Here is a 24798-nt window from a genome sequence, read left to right as displayed (position 1 = left end):
GATGCACATGTCAGGATTGGCACGTCAGAAATTACGATAGTAAAACATTGACAAAGTGTCAACGTAACATCAGTATATTGCGATAAACTCAAAAACAGGGAGAAACCAAATGAGTTTTGTAAAGTTCTTGAGTGGTGCCGCGATTGCGCTTTCCGTTTCGTCGACAAGCCTTCTTGCCGAAACCTGGGACATGGCAACGCCGTATCCTGATGCCACGTTCCATACCCAAAACATCAATCAGTTTGCCGCTGACGTGGCAAAAGCGACGGATGGTGCGCTAGACATCAAAGTGCATTCGGCGGGTTCGCTGTTTAAGCACCCGGAAATCTCCAAGGCCGTTCGCAGCGGACAGGTTCCAGCCGGCGAGTTCTTCCTTTCGCTTTTGAACAACGACAACCCCGCTTTCGGCGTTGACTCGCTGCCGTTTCTTGCGACGAACTACGATGACGCTAAACGTCTCTGGGCGGCCCAACGGCCGGTTGTGGAGAGCCTTTTGGACGAGCAGGGGATTATGGTTCTCTACGCTGTGCCATGGCCGCCGCAAGGTCTTTACACAACCAAGCCAATCCCAACAGTCGAAGGTCTGGCGGGGCTAAAGTTCCGCACATATAACTCGACCTTGGAAACCTTTGCATCCATGGCGGGCGCCGCTCCGACCCAAATCGAGGTTCCTGACATCGCGCAGGCTTTTTCCACGGGCCGAGTTGAAGCGATGATCACGTCGCCATCCACAGGTGTAAACTCACAGGCTTGGGATTTTCTGTCCAATTACACCGATATTCAGGCCTGGATTCCCAAGAACATCGTTGTCGTCAACAAACGCGCCTTCCGTCGCCTGGACGAAGCAACCCAACAGAGTGTTTTGGAAGCTGCTGCCGCTGCCGAAGCCCGCGGCTGGGAGATGAGCCGTGCAGAAACCGACGCACAAACTGCGGCCCTTTCTGAGAACGGGATCGACGTGCAGCAGCCGACCGACGAACTGATGAGCGGTTTGCAAGCCATTGGCACCGAAATGCTTGAGGAATGGACCGCATCGTCCGGCGAGGCGGGTGCAGCAATCCTTGACGCCTACAATCAGTAAGACCGCAAAATACACTGGTGGGGGGCGTGATCGCACCCCCGCAAGTTAGGGGAGGAACTAACTATGCGACGCGTACTGGACGCCCTTTACCTTTATAGCGGTGTAGCAGCTGCGATTTTCATCAGCGCCATCGTGGCCATTGTATTCGCGCAAGTCTGTCTGAACTTGACCGATAAAATCTACTCGGCCCTGACAGGCGGCGCACTTGGACTGACAATCCCATCTTATTCCGATTTCACAGGGTTCTTCCTGGCAGCAGCATCGTTTCTGGCGCTTGCCTACACGCTTCGATCTGGGGGCCATATCCGCGTGACGCTTGTAACCGGGCTGATGCCGGCGCGACTGCAACGCGGCTTCGAAGCCATGGCTCTTTTGATTGGTCTGGCAATGACGGGATATGCCACGTTCTACATGCTGGGTCTTGTTGAAGAATCCATTGAGTTCAGGGACATGACATCGGGCATGCTGTCGATCCCGGTGTGGATTCCGCAGGTGCCTGTACTGGTCGGTCTGGCGGTTTTGACAATCGCACTAGCCGACGAACTCTTTCTTGTCGTGCGTGGCAAGGCTCCGACCTATGAGGGTCAGGGCGAAAACCTCCTGAGCGAATAGGAGCGCAACATGACTGTCGGAATTCTCTCTGTCATCCTAATTGTCCTCTTGTTTGCTATGCTTGGGGCCGGAGTTTGGGTCGCCTTCGCCTTGATGGGCGTGGGCATCGCTGCCATGGCGCTATTTTCAAATGCACCGCTTGGCCTGGTGATGGCGACAACAATTTGGGGCCACAGTAACTCGTGGGCTCTGGCGGCCCTGCCTCTTTTCATCTGGATGGGGGAAATTCTGTTCCGCTCCAAGCTGTCCGATGACATGTTCACTGCGCTCTCACCTTGGATGAATCAACTGCCCGGCCGGCTTCTTCATGTGAATATCTTCGGTTGCGGTATTTTCGCAGCTGTCTCGGGTTCCTCGGCGGCAACGGCCGCCACCATCGGCAAATTATCAATCCCGGAACTGTCGCAGCGCGGATATCCAGAGAACCTGATGATCGGCACCCTGGCAGGCGCGGCCACTTTGGGATTGTTGATCCCACCGTCGATCATCTTGATCGTTTATGGCGTTGCCACCGAGCAATCCATCGCGCGCCTGTTCGTGGCCGGAGTTTTGCCAGGACTTTTGCTCGTGGCCCTGTTCGTCGGCTACGTGGCGATTTGGGCCCTTCTGAACCGTGACAATCTGCCGGATGAGGTTTTCGAGTTTTCGTTTCGTGAAAAAATGTACCGGTCTCGACGCTTGGTCCCCGTCATTTTGCTGATAGGTGGCGTGATTGGTTCGATCTATGCGGGTATCGCGTCTCCAACAGACGCCGCCGCCGTTGGGGTTGTGCTGGCATTGGTTCTGTCCTGGCACTCTGGTTCTCTCGATAAAAATACCTTTGTAGAAGGTCTGATGAGCGCGACAAAAACGTCCTGTATGATCGCGTTCATTCTGACTGGTGCGTCGTTCCTGACAGTTGCTATGGGCTTCACCGGTATTCCCCGCGTACTTGCAGAGTGGATCGGCGGCATGAACTTGTCGACATATGCTCTCCTTGCCGCATTGACCGTTTTTTTCATCATAATGGGGATGTTCTTGGATGGGATCTCTGTTGTCGTTCTAACAACATCTGTTGTGATGCCAATGGTGCAGCAGGTTGGCGTCGATCCTCTTTGGTTCGGTATCTTTCTGGTGATCGTGGTCGAAATGTCTCAGATCACGCCCCCCGTGGGGTTCAATCTGTTTGTTCTGCAATCTCTAACAGGCCGAAATATCCTTGTTATCGCCAAGGCGGCGCTGCCGTTTTTCATTCTGATGATTATTGCGCTGGCGATCATTGTGGCTGTGCCCGGCATCGTCACTTTTCTGCCAAACAACATGTAGGACCTTGTTATGGCTTACTCTTTCAAGCGTTTTCCGGTTCTGCAGGATGATTCAGTATATGCTGCGCAACACAACTGTTCTGCTGTTCTTGTCACACTAGGCAAATGCGCCGCTTCGCTGGCAAAATGCAAATGTTTCGACAGCGTTTCTTGTGCGTTTGCCTGCTGCGCAGTAACATGTGGGAGAACAAAGTAAAGTGAGGCTGGCAGTGACACAAAAAAACAATCCAGACGGAACTGGCGGCAGCGAAACTGCCATTGTGTCATCGTCCCATCTTGCGGACTCCCCGGTTGGCTGGCAGCTCAGCGAGCTGGAATATGCTATGACGATGACATACAACGCCTTTTCTCGCTGGATGATGCATTGCATGAAATCTGTTGGGCACAAGGATTTCAATCCGCTCGATATCCTTATCTTGCACAATATCAACCACCGCGGGAAAGAGAAGCGGCTCGCGGACATATCGTTTATGCTCAATATCGAGGACACGCATACGGTCAATTACGCGGTCAAGAAGCTAATCAAAACCCAGTTGGTCGAAGGCGAGAAAATCGGAAAAGAAGTCTTTTATAAAACCACAGAACGTGGACAAGAGGTCTGCCTGGAATATGGCAAGGTACGCCAGGCATGCCTTCTCGACACCGCTGTGGCGGCTGACCGGGATTTTGATGAGATCAGTCATGTTGCAAAAGTGCTTAGAAATTTGTCGGGCCTGTATGACCAAGCTTCGCGCGCAGCGGCATCTTTGTAAGAGGCCGAACCGAGAACTTTCCAAGGTAACTCGACATTGCTGGCTTTTCAACGTCTGCACCATTGGCCGACGAGGTTATGTCACAGAGTGCCGAAAGGCTCTGGCCTAGGCGCGGTTAAACCTTTTCGCCCTGGAACAAGCCGCTGCGCCGTTTCGTCAGAATACCGACCAACCTGTTTTTTCCGTGAGCATTGCTGCTGCACGTGTGCCAGCCTTAGAATTGCCATATGTGTTCAGACCCGGCGACCAGATTGCGATCGAAGCGACCTTTGGGGCGATAATCAATATCCCGCCTCCAACACCACTTTTTCCAGGCAAACCAACTTGAAAGGCGAAATCCCCCGACCCGTCATAATGACCACAGGTCATCATAAGCGCATTCACGCGACGCGCGTTTAGGGTCGAGACAATATTGGGCGCATCGTCAAAGCCAGCCAGGCAGCGCCCGGCGCGAGCCAGTTGAATCGCGGTCATCTCGATTGCACATTGATGAAAATACGTTCCAAGCGTCAGTTCCGGTGGATTGTCCAGGTTGCCATATGAGGCCAGATAATGCGCCAGTGCCTTGTTCCTGGACCCGGTTTCCTGTTCCGACTTTGCAATCGCCGCATTGATGTGAATGTCGTCGTCTTCGGCCCCGGCTCGGACAAGATTCAGGATTTCTGCCAAGGCAAACTTTGGTTCGCGGCCCGAAAGAAGGGCATCGGTTGTAACGATAGCCCCAGCGTTAACAAATGGGTTTCTCGGACGGCCGCGCTCGCTTTCCAGCAAAATGACCGAATCGAACGATGTTCCTGATGGCTCTCTCCCCACGCGGCTCCAGAGTTGACCGCCAATGCGCCCCAATGTGGCAATCAGGGCGAAGACCTTTGAAACACTTTGAATCGAAAACGGCTGTTGGGCGCGACCAGCCCAATTCGTCTCACCGTCAGGGGTGCAAACACATATTGCAAATTGCTCTGGGTCGACTTCGGCCAATTCGCGTATGTACCCCGCCGGCGAACCCCAGTCGGACTCCCGGTAGATTTGTTCTGTGATGCTTTCCAACAAAATACCAAGTTCAGACATCGCCGATAGCTTTTGGGAAGTTTGTGAATATGCTGCGGCTTCGATACGGCAGTCAGCCCGATTCTGACAATACTCGGTTCTGAAGATGTAGACGCCACGTTCTCGGAACTGGCAGCCTAAGCCGCTGGAACCGCGTTGCCAATTCAATCAGCGAAAGCTACGCAACAGAGCCGTCATATCGGCGTGCTGTATTTCAACGTGGTTCTGTCACAAATTTCCCTGATGCTTGAAGACGCTTGGCAAAGGGTTCTGTCGCAGACATCGACCCTACCTGTCAGGTCGAGGGCATGCCTGGTCGCGCGCACTCGAACAAGACAGGAGCAGGCTGTGACGATCTCATTATTGGGCACGCATTTTCCGGAAAGCGTGATCTTGCACGCGGTTTCCTTCTACCTGCGCTACGGTGTTTCATATCGGGATCTGGAAGAAATCATGGCCGAACGTGGCGATGATCTGGATCATGCAAAGCTAAACCGTTGGGTCAGCCGATATGCAGGCCTCATTGCTGAAGCGGCTCGGTACAGAAAGCATCCCGTTGACCGTTCGTGGCGCATGGATGAGACATATGTGAAAGTGAAAGGCGAATGGGTTTATCTTTATCGAGTGATCGACAAACACGGCAAGACCCTGGATTTCATGTTGCCCAAGCGCCGGAATAAAGCCGCTGCGACGAGGTTCTTTACGCGCGCGCTTGAAGTGCACGGTCTACCGCGCATGATCGTCATCGACAAAAGCGGGGCCAATACAGCTGGCATCAAGGCGATCAACAAGATGCTCAAAAGCATTGGCTTCCCGATCTAGATCGAAATGGTAAGGCGAAAAGACCTCAATAACGTCATTGAACAGGATCACCGTTTCATCAAACGACGGATTAGACCCATGCCGGAATTCAAATCTTTCGCTTCAGCCACATCTGTCCTGGCAGGCATAGAATTCGATAACATGATCCGCAAAGGTCAATTCACTCCCGGACACCGTCCGTTTCAGCAGTGCGACCAACTGGCAGGGTAAACTGCTCAGCAATTCCACCGATGCTCTGTCATCTAGAAGTTAGCTACGGAACCGTATCGGACCAAATGGTTCGGGTTCAGGATCGCCTCGTCGCTGACCTTCGCCTGCGAAGCGCTTAGATACGCGGGCAATCCGTCCGCTTGATTGCTCCCATGCTCACCCTTGCCATTGGGTTTTGCGTTGGAGGAATCATCATTTCTGCCATCAAGACATAGAACGATGTTGCATTCTTTCGATAACTCCTTTTCGCCAGCACTCGCGCAGTATGCAGCAGGCTATTCTTTGTTCGAACTGTTTGTTTCTCTTTCAGTCCTTGCGATGGCCGTCGTTATTTCTGCTACAGGGTTTCGCCGACCTTCAGATGAAACGAAATTAGGCCAGTGGGTTTCAGAACTTGCTTCACGGGTCAGCGAAGCACGTCTTCGTGCAATCAGATCGGGCCAGATGATCGGCATCGCAATAACCGACTGTGGCAATGAAACGTTGAATCTGAGATTCATGCCTGATGTGACGGCGGAGGGTGACGAGATTTGCTTGGAGGTCGGTGCACGCCAGGAAACTCTAACTCTGTCACCTTTTTCGAACAGTTTTCGAGAGCTTCATCCGATGAATAGACGGGCAGGGTATCCATTGTTTGATGTACTGATCGCATCTGAGGTTATTACGATGGTGCACGCTGTGGTTTTGCCACGTCAGGCGGAGTTTCTAGAACGCTCTGCCTCCAGATTCCAAAAGACCGTTGCAGCGGAATTTGCGTATTCCGGGTTGAGTGAACTGGGTATCACGCGGCCTCTGACCATAGGTGAAAGAACTAAAAGAATTGGAAGCTGGACACTGTGTCAACGCTTCGATCCCTATACTGGAACAGGTTCAAGTTTTGATCTGATGCAATTGGCGATTGAGGTTGAAGATATGGTGGGCAAAGTACTTTTCAGGCTACTGAATTAGGGTGCCGGAATGAACGCGCGATCCGGCCTCAGCCTTTTGAGCTACTGATTGCACTGGCGTTGCTCGCCTTGATTTCTGTTGGGCTATCCGGGGCGCTCAGCTTTGCCGTATCGGTCTACGACCGAGCAAGATTTGGTCCTGAACAGAGCGCAAAAGTAGCGTTGAAAGCACGTTTATAGTCCTGGTTGTCCAATGCCAATCCACCATCCGGAACTACCCCGTGTCCAGTTGAGTTTGTTGGTCAGGCAGCGCGCTTGGAATTCACGACACGTATTCGAAGGGATTTGCTTCCAATGCTGCCGCTTCGAAGATTTTTGTCAAAGATGACGCTGGCGATCTTGTGATGACTATTGCGAAGGTGAATGACAATGGGGTGTTTTGACCCTGCAACCGACAAGATGTTGCCGCACAAGCACGTTTCCTATCATTTTGTGATGGGCAACTGTTATGAAAAGCTTAAACGCCAAGATGAGGTTTTCGCGCAATTCGAAAGAAGCGCTGGCTGGAGATTGTAGGATCTAAATTGCCTTGCCCCATTTGTAGGCTGGACAAATGCTGGCGGACAGAGAGGTTGTCGCAATAAAGAGGTTCGAATATGTGCCCTTTCAAAGTGAATGTCATTGGAGCCGGGCGGGTGGGGCAAACCCTGATCCACTTGCTGGACACTCTCGATGACTATTCAGTGCAGGACGTACTGAGTGCCAGGTTTCAATCCGCGCGGGAGGCAGTCCAACTGACCGCAAATGGGCGGGCTGTGGAAGGGTATTCAGGGCTGCAGCCTGCCGACCTATGGATCATTTCTGTCCCTGACACTCAAATCTTCGCTGCCGCGTCTGAGCTAGAAAGGGTTTTCAGGGATCAAATATCGAATGGCCAACCACCGGTCGCCTTCCATTGCAGCGGCTATTTCCCGGCCGAGCAGATGGCACCGTTGCGTCAACTGAATTGGCATCTTGCAAGCGTGCATCCCGTTTTGTCCTTTGCCGATCCTCTGGCGGCACGGGATCAGTTCAAAGGCGCGCTTTGCGGGCTGGAAGGGGACACAAATGCCAAGGAGTTTATTGTGCCCTTGTTGGAAAACATAGGCGCCAAGTGTTTTTCCATCCGGTCAGAAAGCAAAAGTCTTTATCACGCCGCCGCGGTGATCTCGAATAACTTCACAGTGGTATTGCAGGCCATCGCACGTGAGGCTTGGGCCGAAGCAGGCGTTGCCGACAAAGTGGCGCAACAACTCAACACCAAGCTTCTGAATAGTACGGCAGAAAACGTGGCTGCGTTTGGCCCGCAACAGGCCTTAACCGGTCCAGCGGCCAGGGGGGACGACATGGTCGTTTCCAGCCAGGGTGCTGACGTGGCCCGATGGTATCCCTCCGCGGGTGACCTCTATGCGGATCTTAGCAAGATGGCCCGAAACCTGAAGAAAAGCGGTTCCACGCGGGATTCCTAAGTCACCTAGTGCGGTTATCACCGATCGTGTCAATCAGCGGTTGCAGGTGTTTTTCATACCGCCGCCATTTTTCCTTGGATGTCGAATAAAGTGGCTGGCGAACTTGTTGGACGCTGGCGGTGCGGACACGGCGCTTGCCCGAATAGAACTCTAGGCAGGCTTCGGTCCAGTTCAGCCCACAATAGTCAACAATGCCGCGCGCGACGGTGTCGATATCGTCCACCAGCGCTTCGTACCGGATCGTGTGGAATGCACCCTGTGGCAGGGTATTCTGCCAGTGTTCCATGATCCGGACATAATTGTTGTAATAGCGCCCCAACTCGACCTGATCATAGCTGTGCAACTGGCTGCGTTCGAACAGGCGCGTGTAGCAAGATAGGCAGATATCCAGGGGGTCACGGGTGACGTGGATAATTCGGGCGTTTGGCATCAGGCCGTGGATCAGCCCGATCATCTGAAAGTTTGCCGGCATCTTGTCCACCACGCGCGGGTAATCCCCCCCAAGGCGCGACAGAACTTCAACATAGTCTTCGGCCCGCCGTTTTAGCTGATCGTAGGAAGCCGAGGCCGTCGCCTGTGGCACATTCGTACGGCCATCGGCCTGACGCCCGAACAGGTTCTGCAAATCGTTCAGCTCTCCGGCCCCGAATACTTGCGGGTGGGCGTCGAGGATGGATTCCGTCAGCGTGGTGCCTGAACGGGGCATTCCGACAACAAAGATGGGTTTTTCACTCGGGATCGCACATTGGCCGAGTTGCTTGATCCTGTCGGCATCGAATGTCGAAATCAAATCATCCGTAAGCTTGTCCGTTTCAGCTGGGTCATATGTGATCAGCGATCTTTTTAAGGCTGCGCCTTTTTGAAACTGCGCGAAAGCTTCGTCATGACGTTTTAACTTTTCATAGCAATCACCCATTGCGAAACGATAGGAAACAGCCTTTTGCGGCAACATCTTATCGGCTGAGGGCAGGGCAGCCTCAAGCGCATGAAAGACCGGGCTGTCTTTGGTGATCGTGTCCAGCCGCGCCAATGAGATTTGCGCGCTGAGCGGATCATCCGCCGAGGTCGCAGCCGTGTTGAACAATTGGCGCGCTTTGTCAAAGTCACCCTGTTCCATGGCTAGATGTCCTAGGGCCAGGCGGCTTGCGGTTAGGTCGGGTTTGAGCTCAATCGCTTTGGCATACAGGGTTTGCGCCGTGTCCGTGTCGCCAAGATGCGCCTTAACTAGCGCCATCTGATGGCAGGCGGCGGCATTTTCGGGATCCAGACGTAATGCGTGTTCCGCTTCGATCAGGGCCAGTTTGGGGTGGTTCTTTTCAAACAGAACCTGAGACAGGCCAACATAGCTTTCGGCCTTTTGACCGTTCAGCGAGATCGCGTTTCGAAAGGCGTTCTCCGCCTTGTCCAGATCGTTCTCTAGCATGAATATCCGGCCAAAGTTCCGGTGCAACTCTGCATCGCGCGGCGCTTGCTTGGCGTGGGCTACGGCAACGGATTGGGCGGCGAAGATGTCCTCGGCCTCAATCAGAACCGAGATCAGGTTGTTCGCGGTCTCGGAAGAGGCCGGGTTTATCCGTAGGGCCTGTCGGTACAGGTCCGCAGCTTTATCACGATCACCCTGATCCCGGGCGATACTGCCCAGATTGTTGAGGGCCCGGTCAAAGTCCGGCGACAGGGCCAGCGCACGGTCTTGCGATGTGCGCGCAAGCTCAAGCTCTTTCAGATCATAATGAACAAGGCCCAAATTCGAATGGGCCGCCGCGTGGCCGGGTGCCAGCCGCACTGCCCGCTCACCAATGGTGCGGGCCTTTTCCAGTTGCCCGGACGCACGCAATATTTCGGTGAAATTGGTCAAAAAAACCACGTAGTCCGGTCGCAAATTAACGGCGCGGCCAACAGCCTTCACCGCAGGGTCAAATTGTCCGGCCCGAAATGCGATTAGGCCCAGCATGTGGTGTGAGTCCGCGTGTTGCGGAGCGGCTTTGACAATCTCCGACAAAAGAGCGGCGGCTTGCTTAAACTGCCCTTTTTCATAATGCGACATCGCTTGGGCGAATGCTTCCTGCACCGAAATCTGCTGCTGTTCTGCCATAAGATTGCCTCCTGCCAACCAGCGCAGATCTGATTGAGAACCGCTTATTTATAGCGCTGGCGCACTTGTGGTAGAACATTCTTTCCCTGCCGTCCATCCGTTGGCTGGGTCAAGTATTCCCAAGTATCAATACGATATATTGTGTGTTCTTGATGCAATACCACGAAATATTCGAAAGATTTTTTTGGTGGTCATATTTGCGCCCTGCTTCGCTCCTAGGTAGCAAAATGAACAAAAAGTTAACGAGTTATCTCCTAAGGAAGGGACTTCATAAATGAAAGGTTGCGCAACTGAGCGCACACGGGAACGTGTGGCGCGTGGGGGTCGTGTTGTGAAATGGAAAGGGCGGGTGGCCAGTGTTGCGCCATCGGTTTTCCTAGCGTCCGTGTCTGTCGCGGCGTTGTCTGTCGGGATTGCAACAGCCGAGGTGGTATCGGCACCGCAAAACACGCGACAGGTGTTTTTGAATGACGAAGACAACACGATCACGGTCACCGGCGCGGTCACCCTGACCACTGGTGGTGGTCCGGCAGTCGTCATTGATACTGACTATTCCAGCACATTCACTAACAATGGTACGATCTCTGGTCCTTCCGCATCCAGTTCTGTCGGGTTTGGCGTGCTTTTGACCGACGATTTGTTGGCAACCGGACAGATCATCAACAACGGCACAGTCAACGTTAACGTCGATGCCTCGTCATTTGCGGCAGCGCTTGGCTACCTTATGGGTGGGGACTTTGCCGGTGATTTCGTGAACACCGGGACAGTCACCGCCCAGGCGAGCGCGACTTCTACCAATGCAACCGCCCTTGCCGTTCTTTTCACGGGCGGTATCGACGCAACCGGATCATTTTCCAACTCAGGTTCGATCACGGCAAGGGCCAGCGGGTCGGGTGCAAGCAACGCAACAGCCATCGGGTTGCTTTCCGACGGAGACATGGACACGAATATCGTCAATGATGGAACCATCACGGCAGCTGCCAGAGGCGCGAGCACACTGGAAGCAATCGGCATTCTGGTAACCGATAATCTGAACGGTGACATTGACAACACCGGCACAATCCAGGCCACAGCGTCTCAGACTGCCGGTCAAGCCGAAGCCGTAGGTGTTCGCGTTGAGGGCGACGCAAATGGTGCGCTGAACAATGCTGGCACAATTGTTGCCAGGGCCGAGGGATCGGCGAGTGATGCAGTTGCCTGGGGGTATCACGTTGAAGGCAATCAAACCGGAAGCCTCACCAACACCGGGACGATCCGCGCCATCGCCGACACCACGTTTAGCAGCGCGGACGGTGCAGCTGTCTATGTCGAGGGTGACACGACCGGCAATATTACCAACACCGGAACTATAGTTGCCATTGGCAGCGCCTCCGAGTCCGCCTCAGGGTCGGCCTATTATCTGTCGGGCGACCTGAACGGAAGTTTCGACAACTCCGGAACGATTTCAGTTGCCGCGAACGCAACAGCTGGAGAAGCCGAAGCCGTCGGTCTTTATGTCCGCGGCTCGATGACCGGAGATATTGCCAATAGCGGCTCTATCTCGGTCCTCGCTGACGGGGTTTCCTCTGCAACTGCAACGGCGTTTGAAATCCGTGGCGGCCTCGACGGCAGTTTCGTGAATAGCGGGTCGATCACTGTACATGCCACCGATCTGGAGGATGACGAAGCCTACGCATACCTGTTGGATGTCAGCGGTGGGATGACTGGAGACATTTCCAACACCGGCAATATTCTGGTGCGAAGTGATGGATATTCGGACGCCACAGCAATCGCGTTTGATATTTCTGGTGGTTTGCAGGGGAGTTTTACCAATTCGGGCACCATCAGCGTTATAGCGACCGACCAGACCGAAGAAGCCGAGGCTTATGTTCTTGACGTCAGCAGCGGTATGACCGGCAACATCACCAATACTGGGACTATTTCCGTACGCGGTGACGGGTACTCGTCCGCGTCGGTCTACGCGTTTGACATTTCGGGCGGCTTGCAAGGTGACTTCACCAACACCGGCACCATCAGCGTGATTGCCACGGACCAAACCGAGGAAGCCGAGGCATATGTCCTTGATGTCAGCAGCGGTATGACCGGCAACATCACCAATACCGGCACTATCTTCGTAAGAGGTGATGGATATTCATCGGCGACGGTATACGCCTTTGATATTTCGAGCGGACTGGACGGTGATTTCACCAACACTGGTACCATCACTGCGATTGCCACCGATCAGACCGAAGAAGCCGAGGCTTATGGCTTTTATGTCAGTGGTGGCATGACCGGGAATGTTCTGAACTCCGGCTCCATCGACATTGAGGCCCATGGCTTTTCGGAAGGCACGGGTGCTGGGATTTACATTACCAGTGGTCTGGACGGTGATTTTTCCAACTCCGGCTCGATCACAGTGCTTGTTACGGATAACACCAGTTCGGCAGAAGCCTACGGGTTTTATTCCAGTGGCACGACAATTGGTGACGTAACGAACTCCGGTACGATTCAGGTGACGGCCCGTGGAAACACCAGCGCCTCTGCGACGGCTTATGGCGTCACTGTTTCCGAATTTGACGGGACGCTGTCTAATTCCGGTGTGATCACCGCCACCGCTACGTCAGAGACCGAAGAGGCGTTAGCTCGGGGTCTCTATATGCGCAACGGAACCGACGGAACGGTCCTCAACGGCGGCGGTGTTGAGGCATCTGCCACAGGTTCGACCGAAGCCGAGGCGCAGGCGGTTTTCCTGGACGATACGTTTGCAGGCAGCTTTACGAACACCGGCACCTTGACGGCCTCAGCTACGATCACCAATGACACAGACTTCTTTCAGGGGACTGCAGTTGGTGTTCTGGCCGATGACGTGCAGGGGACGTTCTCGAACAGTGGTGTGATCACCGCCACGGCATCGGGCGCGGCAGAATCCAATGCCTATGGCCTGTATTTTGAGAATTTCGATGGTGTGATCACAGAAGTTGGTGAGATTTCCGCGACCTCTGACACCGGTGATGCCTATGCGATCTTCCTTGGGACAGGCACAGGGACATTGAACCTTGTCAGCACCGATAAGGTTGATGGTCTGATCCGCGTTCAGGATCACAACGTTAACCTGGATGCAAATGGTGGCAGCGCGATTTTCGAGTTCGAAGACGCCGCAACGGGGTCCGGAACCTTTACAACGACAGTGTCAGATGGTCGTTCGGCCTGGTTCGTGCAGGACGAAGGCGGCGCGGCTCCGATTTATGCCAGCGTTGATTCTTCCGAGGTGCTGACCTCGGGCGATGTCGTAGCCTTCTATGGCAGCACCATCAGCGGTTCGACGAATGCGCTGAGCTATGGGGCGCAGGCTCAGGTGACGCGCAATTCGACCACGGGTCGTATCGCAGGCGTGACATTCGGCCCGTTCCGTCCCTACGTGGCGGTTGACGGTGCCGCACGCCAAATCGAAAACGTGCCCGGGGTTGATACTGATGTCGCGATTTTCAACGGCAGCGCCGGGTTTTCCGGGCAATTGGACAACGGATTGGCGCTGGCACTGGGGCTGGGTGTGTTCCGGTCCAACGGTGACACCGACACCACGGATTTCGACACCGATGGATTCTATCTGGACGCCTCATTGGGTCGCCAGATCGGATCATACACGATCGAAGCCGGGCTGGGCTATGGCTTGTTGTCGACCGAACGGTCGCGCGAGATCACCGGTAGCGCAGACGCGGATGCCGATTACGACAGCACCCTGCTGACGGCTTATCTGGGTGTCGAGCGAGCATTCGACGTCAGTGACGCTTTCGGACTGCTGGGCTTTGGCGATGTCCGCTATACCCGTCAGGACGATGACGGTTATACCGAAACTGGGTCATCCGCGAATGCCACGGTCGGAGACAGCACCACCGAAGTGATCGAAGCCCGTCTGGGTGTCGAGGCCGAGAAGGCGCTGAATACCGGCGGTGTTATTGTCGGACAGCTGTCGGGAGTTCTGCGGCGTGATCTGGGGGACAATGACACGAACGTGACAGTATTCTCGACCACGCAGTCGCTGTCTTTCCCATCAACGGATTTCACCGGCGCCAGTGTGCTGATCGGGTATGAACACGAGTTCGTTCCCAACATGCAATTCGAAGCGAATGCGGAACAGGAAATCGGTAGCGACGCTCAGGGGCCGTTTTTCCAGGCGGGTCTGAGGTGGTCGTTCTGATTTCCGTGTAATACACAAAGAACCGGGCCAGAGCTTAATCAACTTCTGGCCCGGTTTTCGTTACAAGTTAGTTCCCTTTCAATTCCATTATTTCTGTTTTTTGAAAAATTGCACTTGATCTCGCGATAAGCCTTGGACCGCGCGACCTACCCTGTCTTCGATCTCTGACCCAGGTTTTTTCTGCAAGCCATTTGGCAATCTTATGACGTTCTTCCAAATCAGGTGAAGATAACTCGTCTTCCGTAGGTTTGTGCTGTACCAAAAAAAGTCATTTTGGGACTCCGTCACAACGACCCATCCAATGCAGTGTGATACCGCTTCTTTTTGCGAATGGAGTCCTCGCATTGCCTGTCAAAGATGCAAGTCCAGAGCTTGCGCCACAAATAATGCCAAGGGTGATCAATTCTCAGGGTCGATAACATGTCACCTTTTGCAATCATGTTTTCAATCGCAGGAGTTGCGTCGGGTCAAAGTAGCGACGCGGCTGCAGAAATCGCCAAGGACCTCGCCAATCCATTCGCGGATCTGATTGTGTTGCCTTTAATCCCGGAATACACGCCCAATATCGGATCTGAGGATGGCTACAGAACCTCTCTCAGTTTTCAGCCGATTTACCCTTTGCACTTGAGCTCAAATCTCAATCTGACGATCCGGACAACCATACCGCTGGTCCAGCAGAACGACATCATCGGATCGTCCGGCAGTCAGTTTGGCCTCGGCGATTTTGAGCAGGGGTTCTTTTTCGCATCCAAAGCCAAGTAAACGAAACGTGGCGATCTCTCTTTGGGAGCTGGGGTACAGGTGACGTGGCCGACCAGTACAGATTCGTTGCTTGGGGAAGGCACTATGGCGCTTGATCCTACAGCCGCCGCTTTGGTGCAAAAGAACGGCTGGACCTATGGCGGGTTGGTCACCTGTCAATGGGGCGTTTGTGAGACGCGGATTAACGTCTCAAGTGTGAACACGACTTTCCTTGAGCCGTTTGTGGTCTACACCAACGCGTCGCAATGGACCTTCCAGACCTTCACCAAGAGCGAATACGATCGGACCGCAGATGAATGATGGGTTCCGGTAGACTGCAGAAGTTGGATAACTGGTACAGTTCCGCGAGGTTCCGATTCAGATAATGGGCTGCGTGACCTATTGGGCCGATAGCCCGCAGGGTGGGCCGGATGGCTTTGCATTCCGGATGGATGTGTCGGTCGTGTTTCCAAAAGGTTTGAACAAGTAGCTTGCCAGCCTCGACAAGGTGCAGCATGTTTCGCGAAACGAATACCGGCGCATTTCGTACGGTTTTTTTGTAGGATTTGGAAGGTCAGCCATGAGTTGTATTCGAAATTCGATGTCAGCGTTGGCCTGCCTGGCGTTATTTTTCTTCGGAGCGGCAGAAGCTGATCAACAGAATTCGGAATTGGAATTTGCATCCCGTAACGACAATCTACCATCAGTAGCGATCATCGCCACCGGAGGGACAATCGCAGAGAAGACGGATCCTACGACCGGTGGTGCTGTTCCCGCTGTTTCGGCCAAAGATCTTGTGGCGGCTGTGCCCGGATTGTCAGGCATTGCGAACATTGGTGTCCTGCAATTTAGCAATATTGACTCATCTCAGATGACGCCCAAGGATTGGGCGCAGCTCAGCGCCAAGCTGGACGAGGTTCTTTCTCGGGAAGATATCAGCGGAGCCGTTGTTACTCATGGAACGGACACAATGGCAGATGGGGCGTTCTTTGCGGATGTTACGCTGAAAAGCGACAAGCCGGTCGTCTTCACCGGTGCCATGAACGATGCCTCGACCCCAAATCCAGATGGTCCGGGGAACATATACAATGCTGTGGTTCAAGTGCTGTCACCCCAAGCCCGGAACTGGGGTGTTACGGTAACTCTCAATCGATACGTCAACTCAGCGCGTCACGTGCGCAAGACGCAAACCACGAATATTCAGACCTTCAACTCGGGTGAAAAGGGTTATCTTGGTTACGTGTTCGGCAAACAGGTGCAGCGTTTCAATGATCGGCTGCATCGGGTGCGGGTTCCGTTGCCAAAACCTCTTCCGGACACGTTGCCAGATGTGCCTTTGATCATGGCCTATGCCGGGTCTGATGGCAGATTGCTACGCCACGCGGTCGATACCGGTGCCAAGGGTATTGTTGTCAACGGAGTAGGGGCGGGCAATGTCAATTCAGACGTATTTGAGGCGATCAAATACGCCTTGGCAAAAGACATCGCAGTCGTGGTCGCGACCCGGGTTTATCATGGTAGCGTTGAACCGATTTATGGAGATCCAGGTGGCGGTGAAACGCTACAGAAGGCCGGTTGCATCTTGGCCGGAGATCTTCCTGCTGCCAAAGCTCGCCTACTTCTCATGATTGGATTGCTGCATAACGACGCTGACCAAGACGCTCTTGCAAAGCTTTTTGAAAGCTAGCTTTCGCAATGGTTTCTGCATGGCGTGTGGAAGCCCCTGGGTTGGGCTTTATCGTTCAATCACCCATCAGCAAAATCTCTGCCGGCCATTCAGGTAATAGTTCGTGTTTCTCGTTATAGAGGCTCAGCAAGATGCCTGCGTTCAATCATAAGACGATCGCAGCGAGTGTCTCCTGTAACAGGCGGCATCGTAGCAACGGTGCCAGTGGACCAACGTCATCTCTGGGCTGCTTCCCAGGAGCGAAATGCGTTTCCTGTGCAGATGTTGCGTTTGCTCCGGTGGCGGTAGTGAGCCCAATATGTCGATTGCCGCATGATCTACAAATGTCTGGTCAGTGGAGTCCATGACGACGGTTCCACGCTTGTTTAGCTTCAAGAACGCCAATGACGAAAAGTTAGTGACAAACCCCTCAAAATCTCAGTGAAAGACATGACATGCCACCATCCAGCTTTGCACAATCGGTGTTGTCTATCTCAACGATCTCATACCCTTCACGATCCAGCATTTCTGCGGTGCGTGGGAAGCCCGCGGCCATCAACACCAGATTGTTGAAGCGGATCGCATTGGCGGCAGCTTCTTCCCCATCGGCGACGTGCAGCACGCGGTAGCCCTCAAAGCAGCCCGATGCATCCAACCGTCGGGTCGACAGGATTGTCTCGGCATCCATCAGTGAACAATCTGTTTTGAAGTGTAAAACGCCAACCGGCGTAAACACCTCGCGCAGTTTGTACCCCCACTCAGTGGTGATTTTCGCCAGCTCGGCGACACCTTCAGCATCCGTGCGGTCTGACCGGCCCACCAGAATTTCGCGGCCGGTTACAAGGATATCTCCACCCTCGACATGGCCGGGGCCCTTGATTTCAAGGACCGATTCGTAGCAGGCGCGAAGTGTCGGAGCCATTTCGGCCACTTCACCCATTCGCGATGGTGCGCCGGGCCGCATCAGCACAGCGCCTTGCGGCAGGCAAAGGGCCGTATCCTCGACAAACTGCGCATCAGGGAACGCGTCGAGGGGATCAAGTTCGATCACCTCAACCCCGGTGCTTCTCAGCGCAGCCACGTAATCTTTATGCGCCGCCATCATCCCGTCGAAATCCGGGTTTCCGATATCTTCTGCACGCAATCCGCCAGCAATGGTTGGGGCCGGACGACGGGTGATGGCGCGGGAAAACTCAAAGGTCGGATCTGACATGTTTCAATCTTTCTGAGGCTCGTATTTCGGAGCGGTGACTTCGATCATTGTCGGCCCATTCAGTGCGGTGGTTTCGCGCAGCGCCAGCGCCACAGCCTGTGGTTCCGCGGGAACCGTGGTGAATGAGATGCCAAATGACTTGGCCGTTGCTGCAAAATCGGGGGGTGAGGGATCGCATCCTATGACTGTCACGCCCACATCTTGCATTGACGTGGCGATTTCCCGATACCCATAATTGTTCCAGATTAGGAAGGTGACTGGCAGATTTTCGTCTACTGCAGCCATGATTTCCGGCAATGAAAACTGCGCGCCGCCGTCGCCGGTAATGCAGACCACCCGTGCTGTCGGATCGGCGATCGATGCGCCGATGGCTGCAGGTATGCCATAGCCGAGCGCGCCATAGCCCGTCGCTGCATTGAACCAACCTCCGGCCCGGTCGTGGTCGTAGAAAAGATTGCCGGCGTAAATTGGTTGGGTGGAGTCTCCGACCATCAGCGCATTCGGAGCCCCAGAGCGTATTGCATTCAGGATTTCTACCTGATGGCGATAGTCCGGACTAAGCTCCTCCCACGCTGCGTCGCGTGCTTTGCTGGCACGTTCCGCACCATCTCTTTGCTTTGTCTTTTGCGGCAATGCCTCAAACAGCGCCGGCACAACCACGTTAACGTCACCTTGAATGGCGAGCGTTGCCTCGTGTCGGGTCAGTTGATCACTGCACCGATCAACTCGGATCAGGCCGGACATTTCCGCAAATTGACCGGTGGCGTACATATCATAGTCGGTCGGCCCCAGCTCGGTTCCCAAGGCCAGTACGCAATCGGCACTTTCGATCAGTGCGCGTACGGCGTTCAGGCTGGGGCTGGCGGGAACGGTCAGTGGATGCCCGTGCAGCAGGCCGCGCGCGTTGACGGTTTGCACCACGGGGGCATCCAGAGCTTCGGCCAGTGCCTGTAGTCCGGTTTCAGCACGTTTTGCGCCGCCACCCGCCAGAATGACAACTTTCTTCGCTTCAGCCAGTTGCTTTGCGGCTTGTGTAATCAATATCGGGTCAACCGGTGGCTCTGAATCGAGCGTCTCAATTGGTGTTTCCTGGTTTTCAATCGCTGCAATATTCAACGGTACCTCGATATGCGCCGGCCCGGGGCGACCGTTGGTGAGGCTGTGAAAAACGCGGTCCAAAACCGGGTCCAGTGCGTTGGCATAGGAGACTTGTTCGGACACCAACGCAACTGTTTTGGCTAGCCCCAGTTGGTCTGGCAACTCATGCAGGTGTCCCAAGCCTTTGCCGAGCGACGCGGTTTTGTTGACACCGGACACTACCAGCATTGGTACTGAATCGGCGCGCGCCTGGGCCATCGGGGTCAGCGTATTGGTCAATCCGGGGCCGGTGATCACAAAGGCCACACCCGGTTTGCCCGACACGCGCGCATAGCCATCGGCCATAAAGCCCGCACCCTGTTCGTGCCTGGGTGTAATATGACGAATACCCGAGGCCGCAAGCCCGCGGTACAACTCAATCGTGTGAACGCCCGGAATTCCGAAGACGCAGGTCACATCCCTTTGGCGAAGCTGGGAAACCAGAGCTTCACCGATTGTCATTCCGCTCATGCAACCTCACGTGATTTGCTGTTGGCGTGATTGATGATGCGAGAGACCGCAGTGGCAAAATCGGTTTCGCTAATCGTCAGTGCTACCCGAACCCAATCTTTCAGGCTGTCCCCAAAGGCTGATCCCGGCATAACAGCTACCCCGGCCTGCAGCAGGTCCCAGGCATAAGCTTCGCCATCAACCCCGGTGGCGGAGACATTGATGAGGGCGAACATTCCTGCCTCGGGCCGGTGAACGGTCAGATCCGTTTCCGCTTCTAGTCGATCGGCCAGTAACGTGGCGCGTCCAGAGAATCGGGCAGCCATGCCAGGGGCAACCTCGGACCCGTCTCGGATCGCCTTTTCCGTCATGTCCGCGATGAAAGGCTGATTGCCAAAGAGCATGGTCTCAGAGTAAGGCAGCAGCGCTTCGCAAAATGCAGCGGGTCCAACACACCAGCCACTGCGGAACCCCGGGGCGGCATGTGATTTTGAGATGGATGATACACCGATGACACGATCCGCCAGTCCCGGGTCTGCCAATGGTGAAACAAATCCGGCCCCGTCAAAGATCAGTTCTTCATAGACCTCGTCCGAGATGATCCACAAATCATGCGCCATCGCGAGCTGGCCAATTTCGGCAATTTCCGTGGCGGTCAGGATCGCACCCGTCGGGTTGTGCGGCGTTGTCAGAAGAATGGCCCGGCTACGCGGAGTGATGCATGCAGCGATATCCTCGGCCTGCATGCGAAACCCGTGTTCAGGCCGCAGTGGTACGGGCACCATTTCCGCCCCGGATGCACGCACGACCCCTTCATAGGTTGCATACATCGGATCACCGACCAGAACTTCGTCACCAGCCTCTGCAACCCCAGCCATCGCCGCGAACAGGGCCGTTTGAGTTCCGGGAAAGCACAGAAAGTTCTCAGGCCCAAAAGCCCGCCCGCGAGAGGCTGAATAGCGTGCAGCAAGTGCGTCAAGCAGCCCGGCTTCACCGCGCCCATTGGAATACGCTGTCCGCTGAGCCCGCAACGAGTTTACGGTGGCTTCAATCAACGCGTCCGGAACGGGCACATCCGGCTCTCCAATCGTCATTTCGACGATATCCGCTCCAGTTTTGATAAGGTCGCGCGCTTTCAGGTGTACGCCCCATTTGGCGCCACCCAAGCCTGCCAACCGTTCAGTCACAGATGTGGTCTTCATGGCTGCTCCAGCTCTTTGGTTAATCGAATCCCGACGATGGCGCTGACAGAATCCAACCCGATCTGCGCCAGTTGGCCATCGGAAAAAGCATCCGGAAGCGCACCGCCTTCCAACCAAAGGCCGTCGATCACCGCATTGCTGGCAATGGCCAGTTGCGTTGCTTCCGTCGGTACGACTGAGCGCCCGGATTCTTGCAATGCGGCGACGATCAACTTCTCAAGGTGATCCCGGAAATAATTATAGGTTTGCTGGTGAATGCGTTGCATTTTCGGATCATGCTGCACTTTGTTAAGGAAGCCAGCCCATAAGGCCACAGCGCTTGGATCAACGATTGGTGGTCGCAGCGACGCGTCAACAAAGTTGGTCAGCTGAGATACCGCGCTGCCTTTCCCTGATGAGGCGGCTGTCTGATCGGTCAGCGAATTCATGTGATGCTCATACGCTGCCTGCACAAGCTCTTCCTTGGATGAGAAGTAGTGCCGGATCAACCCTTGGGTCACGTTTGCACGGGCTGCAATCTCACGCACCGTGGCACCGCGAACGCCCATCTCAGCGATAAGGTCCAAAGTTGCCAGTATCAGCGCTTCGCGGCGAAACTCAGCAGACTCACGTGTAAATTTGCGGCTGTCGTCCTGCACGTCCGGGTCATCCATGGCATGGAGTTATTATACACTTGCATAATTGCGAGATTCGGGGCTTACTGCAAGCTGAAATCAGAAGATTCTTGGATATGGACACAGCCAAAGCAGCATCACCCACATTCGATGAAACCACGTCCGATGAGGCGATAAGGGTTGAGGACCTGCACAAATCCTTTGGTACCCTGGAGGTTTTGAAGGGTGTGTCCCTGACAGCTAACAAGGGGGATGTTGTTGCCATCATCGGGGGATCAGGCTCTGGTAAATCCACCATGCTGCGCTGCATCAACTTCTTGGAAACCCCGAGTTCGGGAAAGATCACCATCGGCGGCGAACTGGTTGAGATGCACGCCGATGGCAGCCCCTCCAACCGCCGCCAGATCGAGCGTATCCGTACGCGGCTGGCCATGGTTTTCCAGCAGTTCAATCTGTGGACACACCGCACGCTTCTGGAGAACGTGATCGAGGTGCCGGTGCATGTTCTCAAGGTACCAAAAGCAGAGGCCATCGCACGGGCGCATGAATTGCTAGAAAGGGTAGGGCTCGGCGACAAGGCTGACACCTATCCGGCCTATCTTTCAGGTGGTCAGCAACAGCGCGCTGCCATCGCCCGGGCGCTTGCTGTTGATCCTTCGGTGATGCTTTTTGATGAACCGACGTCGGCGCTTGATCCCGAGCTGGTAGGCGAAGTTCTGACCGTGATCCGTGATCTTGCCGCGGAAGGGCGCACCATGCTGCTTGTCACCCATGAAATGAAATTTGCGCGCGAAGTCGCTAATCACGTTGTCTATCTCTTCGAAGGCCGCATTGAAGAGCAGGGGCCACCTGCCGAGGTCTTCGGTAATCCAAAATCAGAGCGGTTGAAGCAGTTTCTCAGCTCGGTCGCCTGATCCAGTAAAAACAATATAATGAACCTAAAGGGAGTAACAAAATGAACGTCAAGAAATTGCTCGCGTCCGGGCTTACCGCCGCTATCCTCTCGGCTGGTGTTGCCAGTGCTGAAGAGGTCAAGATTGGCATCGCGGCCGAGCCATATCCGCCATTCGCTTCGCTGGACAGCTCAGGCAACTGGGTTGGTTGGGAGATCGATGTCATCAATGCTGTTTGCGCCGCTGCGGAGCTTGACTGTGTCATCACACCGGTGGCTTGGGACGGTATCATCCCGTCGCTGACCGGGCAGCAAATCGACGCCATCATGGCTTCCATGTCGATCACCGAAGAGCGGTTGAAAACCATTGATTTCAGCGACCCTTACTACAACACACCTGCCGTCATCGTCGCGGATAAATCGATGGATATCGAAGCGACCCCAGAGTCGCTTGCAGGTAAAGTTGTTGGCATTCAAGCTTCGACTATCCATCAGGCCTATGCACAGGAATACTTCAAAGATTCCGAACTGCGCGTCTACCAGACTCAGGATGAGGCCAACCAGGACCTGTTCGCAGGCCGCATTGATGCCACACAGGCGGACAGCATCGCCATGGCTGACTTTGTGAATTCTGATGCCGGGGCCTGCTGCGAAATCAAAGGTGCCGTTGCAGATGACCCCGCTATTCTGGGGCGCGGTGTAGGTGCTGGCGTCCGCAAAGGGCAGGATGATTTGCGCGAGGCGCTGAACAAGGGCATCGCTGCTATTCTCGCCGATGGTACGCACGAGGAAATCACTTCGAACTATTTCTCGGCCAGCATCTACTAAGCTGCTGCCGTGACCGGACTGTTGGATTCACTTGGATTGGCGCAGAGCGCAGAGCTTCTGTCGCTCTCGCCACCGGGGTGGGGGGGCAATCTGCTGCGCGGGTTGTCCCACTCATTGCAGATCGCTTTTGGCGCATATGCGCTCGGCCTCGTGATCGGATTGTTCGGAGCTTACGGCAAACTATACGGCGGGAAGGTTACGCGCGACCTACTCGCCATTTACACGACTGTCATCCGGGCCGTGCCGGAACTGGTGCTGATCCTGATCCTGTATTATGTGGGATCTGACATCATCAACAAAATCTCTGCCGCCATGGGGGGTGGTCGGGTCGAGGTTAGCGGCGTTGGCGCAGGCATATGGGTGCTGGGCGTCGTTCAGGGCGCTTACGCGACCGAGATTCTGCGCGGTGCCATTCAGGCGGTTCCACCTGGTCAGATCGAAGCTGCCAAGTCCTACGGGATGCCCGCCTTCATGACCATGCGGCGTGTCACGATTCCCGCCATGATGAGCTTTGCGGTGCCAGGTTTGGCGAACCTGTGGCTGATTGCGACCAAAGACACGGCACTGCTTGCGGTAGTGGGTTTCAACGAGCTGACGCTGGAAACGCGACAGGCCGCCAGCAGTACGCGCGCCTATTTCACCTTCTTTCTGGCAGCGGGTTTTCTCTATCTCATGGTCACGTTGTTTTCTGGCGGTATCTTCGCCCGGATTGAGAAATGGGCCCGTCGCGGCCAACCCTCTCTGAAGGGAGGGAGCAGATGATCGATTTCAGATCGTTGATGCAGCCACATCGCATCGTGATGATGCTGATATTTGCAGGGATCGTCGTCTGGTGCGCCGTCTCGCTTCAGTGGGAATGGATACCGAAATACGCACCGCTCGCCCTTCAGGGCATCTGGACAACTATCTGGTTGTTGGTTGTCACCGTTTTTCTTGGTTTCCTTCTCGCAGTTCCGCTTGGACTGGCGCAGGCGGTCGGGCCCTGGTATCTTGCCGCCCCTGCAAAGGCATTTTGTACCATCATCCGCGGCACACCGCTGCTGCTGCAGCTTTGGTTATTGTATTATGGGCTTGGGTCTCTGTTTCCGCAGTTCCCATGGATACGCTCTTCAGAGCTGTGGCCCTATTTGCGACAGGCTTGGCCTTATGCAGTGCTGGCGCTGACGTTGTCTTATGCCGGCTACGAAGGCGAGGTCATGCGTGGTGCCTTCAAGGGGGTCGCTAAGGGGCAGCTTGAAGCAGCGAAATCATTTGGCATGCCAAGACTGACCATGTTCCGTCGTATCTGGTTACCTCAGGCGATCCGCAACGTTCTGCCTACGCTGGGAGGTGAAACCATCCTGCAATTGAAGGCAACCCCATTGGTTGCGACCATCACTGTTGTCGACATCTACGCTGTGTCTTCGCGGGTACGTTCGGACACGTTCATTATTTACGAGCCGCTGATCCTGTTAGCCGTGTTTTATATTATCGTAGCGGGTGTGATCGCTTTGGGGTTCCACTGGTTAGAAGTAAAAGTACTTGGGACTGGAAGTAGAAATGGGACGGTCGGATAGTATCTCC

Annotated in this window: 20 protein-coding genes and 1 pseudogene; 15 read left to right on the top strand and 6 right to left on the bottom strand. The window is 54.7% G+C overall.

Features of this window, described 5'->3' with window-relative positions; all coding sequences use genetic code 11:
- Positions 1 to 109 precede the first annotated feature (109 nt).
- The 4 genes from ACR0IM_RS16540 (at position 110) to ACR0IM_RS16525 (ending at position 3749) form a co-directional block, all read left to right on the top strand.
- The gene (locus tag ACR0IM_RS16540) at positions 110 to 1081 is read left to right on the top strand and encodes a TRAP transporter substrate-binding protein (protein WP_480642204.1); all 972 of its coding nucleotides are present in this window, start codon (positions 110 to 112) and stop codon (positions 1079 to 1081) included.
- Positions 1082 to 1144: 63 nt separating this feature from the next.
- On the top strand, positions 1145 to 1693 hold the full coding sequence (locus ACR0IM_RS16535) for a TRAP transporter small permease (RefSeq protein WP_480594616.1): 549 nt from the start codon (positions 1145 to 1147) through the stop codon (positions 1691 to 1693).
- A gap of 9 nt (positions 1694 to 1702) precedes the next feature.
- The gene (locus ACR0IM_RS16530) at positions 1703 to 2998 is read left to right on the top strand and encodes a TRAP transporter large permease (protein WP_480642206.1); all 1296 of its coding nucleotides are present in this window, start codon (positions 1703 to 1705) and stop codon (positions 2996 to 2998) included.
- Between the two features lie 208 nt (positions 2999 to 3206).
- Complete coding sequence (locus ACR0IM_RS16525) at positions 3207 to 3749, top strand: winged helix DNA-binding protein (protein WP_480594621.1); 543 nt, start codon at positions 3207 to 3209, stop codon at positions 3747 to 3749.
- A 156-nt stretch (positions 3750 to 3905) separates the two neighbouring features.
- On the opposite strand, the gene ACR0IM_RS16520 is transcribed toward ACR0IM_RS16525, so the two are convergent.
- Positions 3906 to 4817, bottom strand: a complete 912-nt coding sequence (locus ACR0IM_RS16520; protein WP_480594623.1) for a glutaminase — start codon at positions 4815 to 4817, stop codon at positions 3906 to 3908.
- A 327-nt stretch (positions 4818 to 5144) separates the two neighbouring features.
- Between ACR0IM_RS16520 and ACR0IM_RS16515 the strand changes: the two are divergent.
- From ACR0IM_RS16515 to ACR0IM_RS16505, 3 genes and pseudogenes are all read left to right on the top strand, one after another.
- A pseudogene (locus tag ACR0IM_RS16515) lies at positions 5145 to 5828 on the top strand (IS6 family transposase).
- 219 nt (positions 5829 to 6047) lie between these two features.
- Positions 6048 to 6776 (top strand): pilus assembly FimT family protein, encoded by a 729-nt coding sequence (locus ACR0IM_RS16510; RefSeq protein WP_480682570.1) that lies wholly within the window; start codon positions 6048 to 6050, stop codon positions 6774 to 6776.
- Between the two features lie 595 nt (positions 6777 to 7371).
- Positions 7372 to 8223, top strand: a complete 852-nt coding sequence (locus tag ACR0IM_RS16505) for a Rossmann-like and DUF2520 domain-containing protein (RefSeq protein WP_480682569.1) — start codon at positions 7372 to 7374, stop codon at positions 8221 to 8223.
- 1 nt (position 8224) lies between these two features.
- Here ACR0IM_RS16505 and ACR0IM_RS16500 read toward each other — a convergent pair whose 3' ends face one another.
- Positions 8225 to 10315, bottom strand: a complete 2091-nt coding sequence (locus ACR0IM_RS16500; RefSeq protein WP_480682568.1) for a tetratricopeptide repeat protein — start codon at positions 10313 to 10315, stop codon at positions 8225 to 8227.
- Positions 10316 to 10589: 274 nt separating this feature from the next.
- Between ACR0IM_RS16500 and ACR0IM_RS16495 the strand changes: the two genes are divergently transcribed.
- From ACR0IM_RS16495 to ACR0IM_RS16480, 4 genes are all read left to right on the top strand, one after another.
- Positions 10590 to 14492: a beta strand repeat-containing protein gene (locus ACR0IM_RS16495; RefSeq protein ID WP_480682567.1), complete on the top strand. Its 3903-nt coding sequence runs from the start codon at positions 10590 to 10592 to the stop codon at positions 14490 to 14492.
- Positions 14493 to 14912: 420 nt separating this feature from the next.
- Positions 14913 to 15254 (top strand): hypothetical protein, encoded by a 342-nt coding sequence (locus ACR0IM_RS16490; protein WP_480682566.1) that lies wholly within the window; start codon positions 14913 to 14915, stop codon positions 15252 to 15254.
- Between the two features lie 84 nt (positions 15255 to 15338).
- Positions 15339 to 15554, top strand: coding sequence for a hypothetical protein (locus ACR0IM_RS16485; protein ID WP_480682565.1), 216 nt, complete (start codon positions 15339 to 15341; stop codon positions 15552 to 15554).
- 259 nt (positions 15555 to 15813) lie between these two features.
- Positions 15814 to 16920: an asparaginase gene (locus ACR0IM_RS16480; protein WP_480682564.1), complete on the top strand. Its 1107-nt coding sequence runs from the start codon at positions 15814 to 15816 to the stop codon at positions 16918 to 16920.
- 409 nt (positions 16921 to 17329) lie between these two features.
- On the opposite strand, the gene ACR0IM_RS16475 is transcribed toward ACR0IM_RS16480, so the two are convergent.
- The 4 genes from ACR0IM_RS16475 to ACR0IM_RS16460 are packed head-to-tail and all read right to left on the bottom strand — an operon-like array spanning position 17330 to position 21554.
- On the bottom strand, positions 17330 to 18112 hold the full coding sequence (locus tag ACR0IM_RS16475) for a dimethylarginine dimethylaminohydrolase family protein (protein ID WP_480682563.1): 783 nt from the start codon (positions 18110 to 18112) through the stop codon (positions 17330 to 17332).
- Positions 18113 to 18115: 3 nt separating this feature from the next.
- Positions 18116 to 19720: a 5-guanidino-2-oxopentanoate decarboxylase gene (locus ACR0IM_RS16470; protein WP_480682562.1), complete on the bottom strand. Its 1605-nt coding sequence runs from the start codon at positions 19718 to 19720 to the stop codon at positions 18116 to 18118.
- A complete protein-coding gene (locus tag ACR0IM_RS16465) occupies positions 19717 to 20901 on the bottom strand; it encodes a pyridoxal phosphate-dependent aminotransferase (protein WP_480682561.1) in 1185 nt (394 codons plus the stop codon). The genes ACR0IM_RS16470 and ACR0IM_RS16465 overlap by 4 nt, the downstream gene beginning before the upstream one ends.
- On the bottom strand, positions 20898 to 21554 hold the full coding sequence (locus tag ACR0IM_RS16460; protein ID WP_480682560.1) for a TetR/AcrR family transcriptional regulator: 657 nt from the start codon (positions 21552 to 21554) through the stop codon (positions 20898 to 20900). The genes ACR0IM_RS16465 and ACR0IM_RS16460 overlap by 4 nt, the downstream gene beginning before the upstream one ends.
- A gap of 77 nt (positions 21555 to 21631) precedes the next feature.
- Here ACR0IM_RS16460 and ACR0IM_RS16455 point away from each other — a divergent pair, with 77 nt between their 5' ends.
- From ACR0IM_RS16455 to ACR0IM_RS16440, 4 genes are read left to right on the top strand one after another with little or no spacing between them, the layout of a single operon-like run.
- Positions 21632 to 22429, top strand: coding sequence for an ABC transporter ATP-binding protein (locus ACR0IM_RS16455; RefSeq protein ID WP_480682612.1), 798 nt, complete (start codon positions 21632 to 21634; stop codon positions 22427 to 22429).
- Between the two features lie 41 nt (positions 22430 to 22470).
- Positions 22471 to 23235, top strand: coding sequence for a transporter substrate-binding domain-containing protein (locus ACR0IM_RS16450; RefSeq protein WP_480594639.1), 765 nt, complete (start codon positions 22471 to 22473; stop codon positions 23233 to 23235).
- A 9-nt stretch (positions 23236 to 23244) separates the two neighbouring features.
- Entirely contained in the window at positions 23245 to 23997 is a 753-nt protein-coding gene (locus tag ACR0IM_RS16445; RefSeq protein WP_480594640.1) for an ABC transporter permease, read from the top strand.
- The gene (locus tag ACR0IM_RS16440) at positions 23994 to 24791 is read left to right on the top strand and encodes an ABC transporter permease (protein WP_480682559.1); all 798 of its coding nucleotides are present in this window, start codon (positions 23994 to 23996) and stop codon (positions 24789 to 24791) included. The genes ACR0IM_RS16445 and ACR0IM_RS16440 overlap by 4 nt, the downstream gene beginning before the upstream one ends.
- The last annotated feature ends 7 nt before the right edge of the window (positions 24792 to 24798 follow it).

The sequence above is a fragment of the Ruegeria sp. BF6 genome (assembly GCF_056538665.1).
This window is presented reverse-complemented; position numbering and strand designations above follow the sequence as displayed.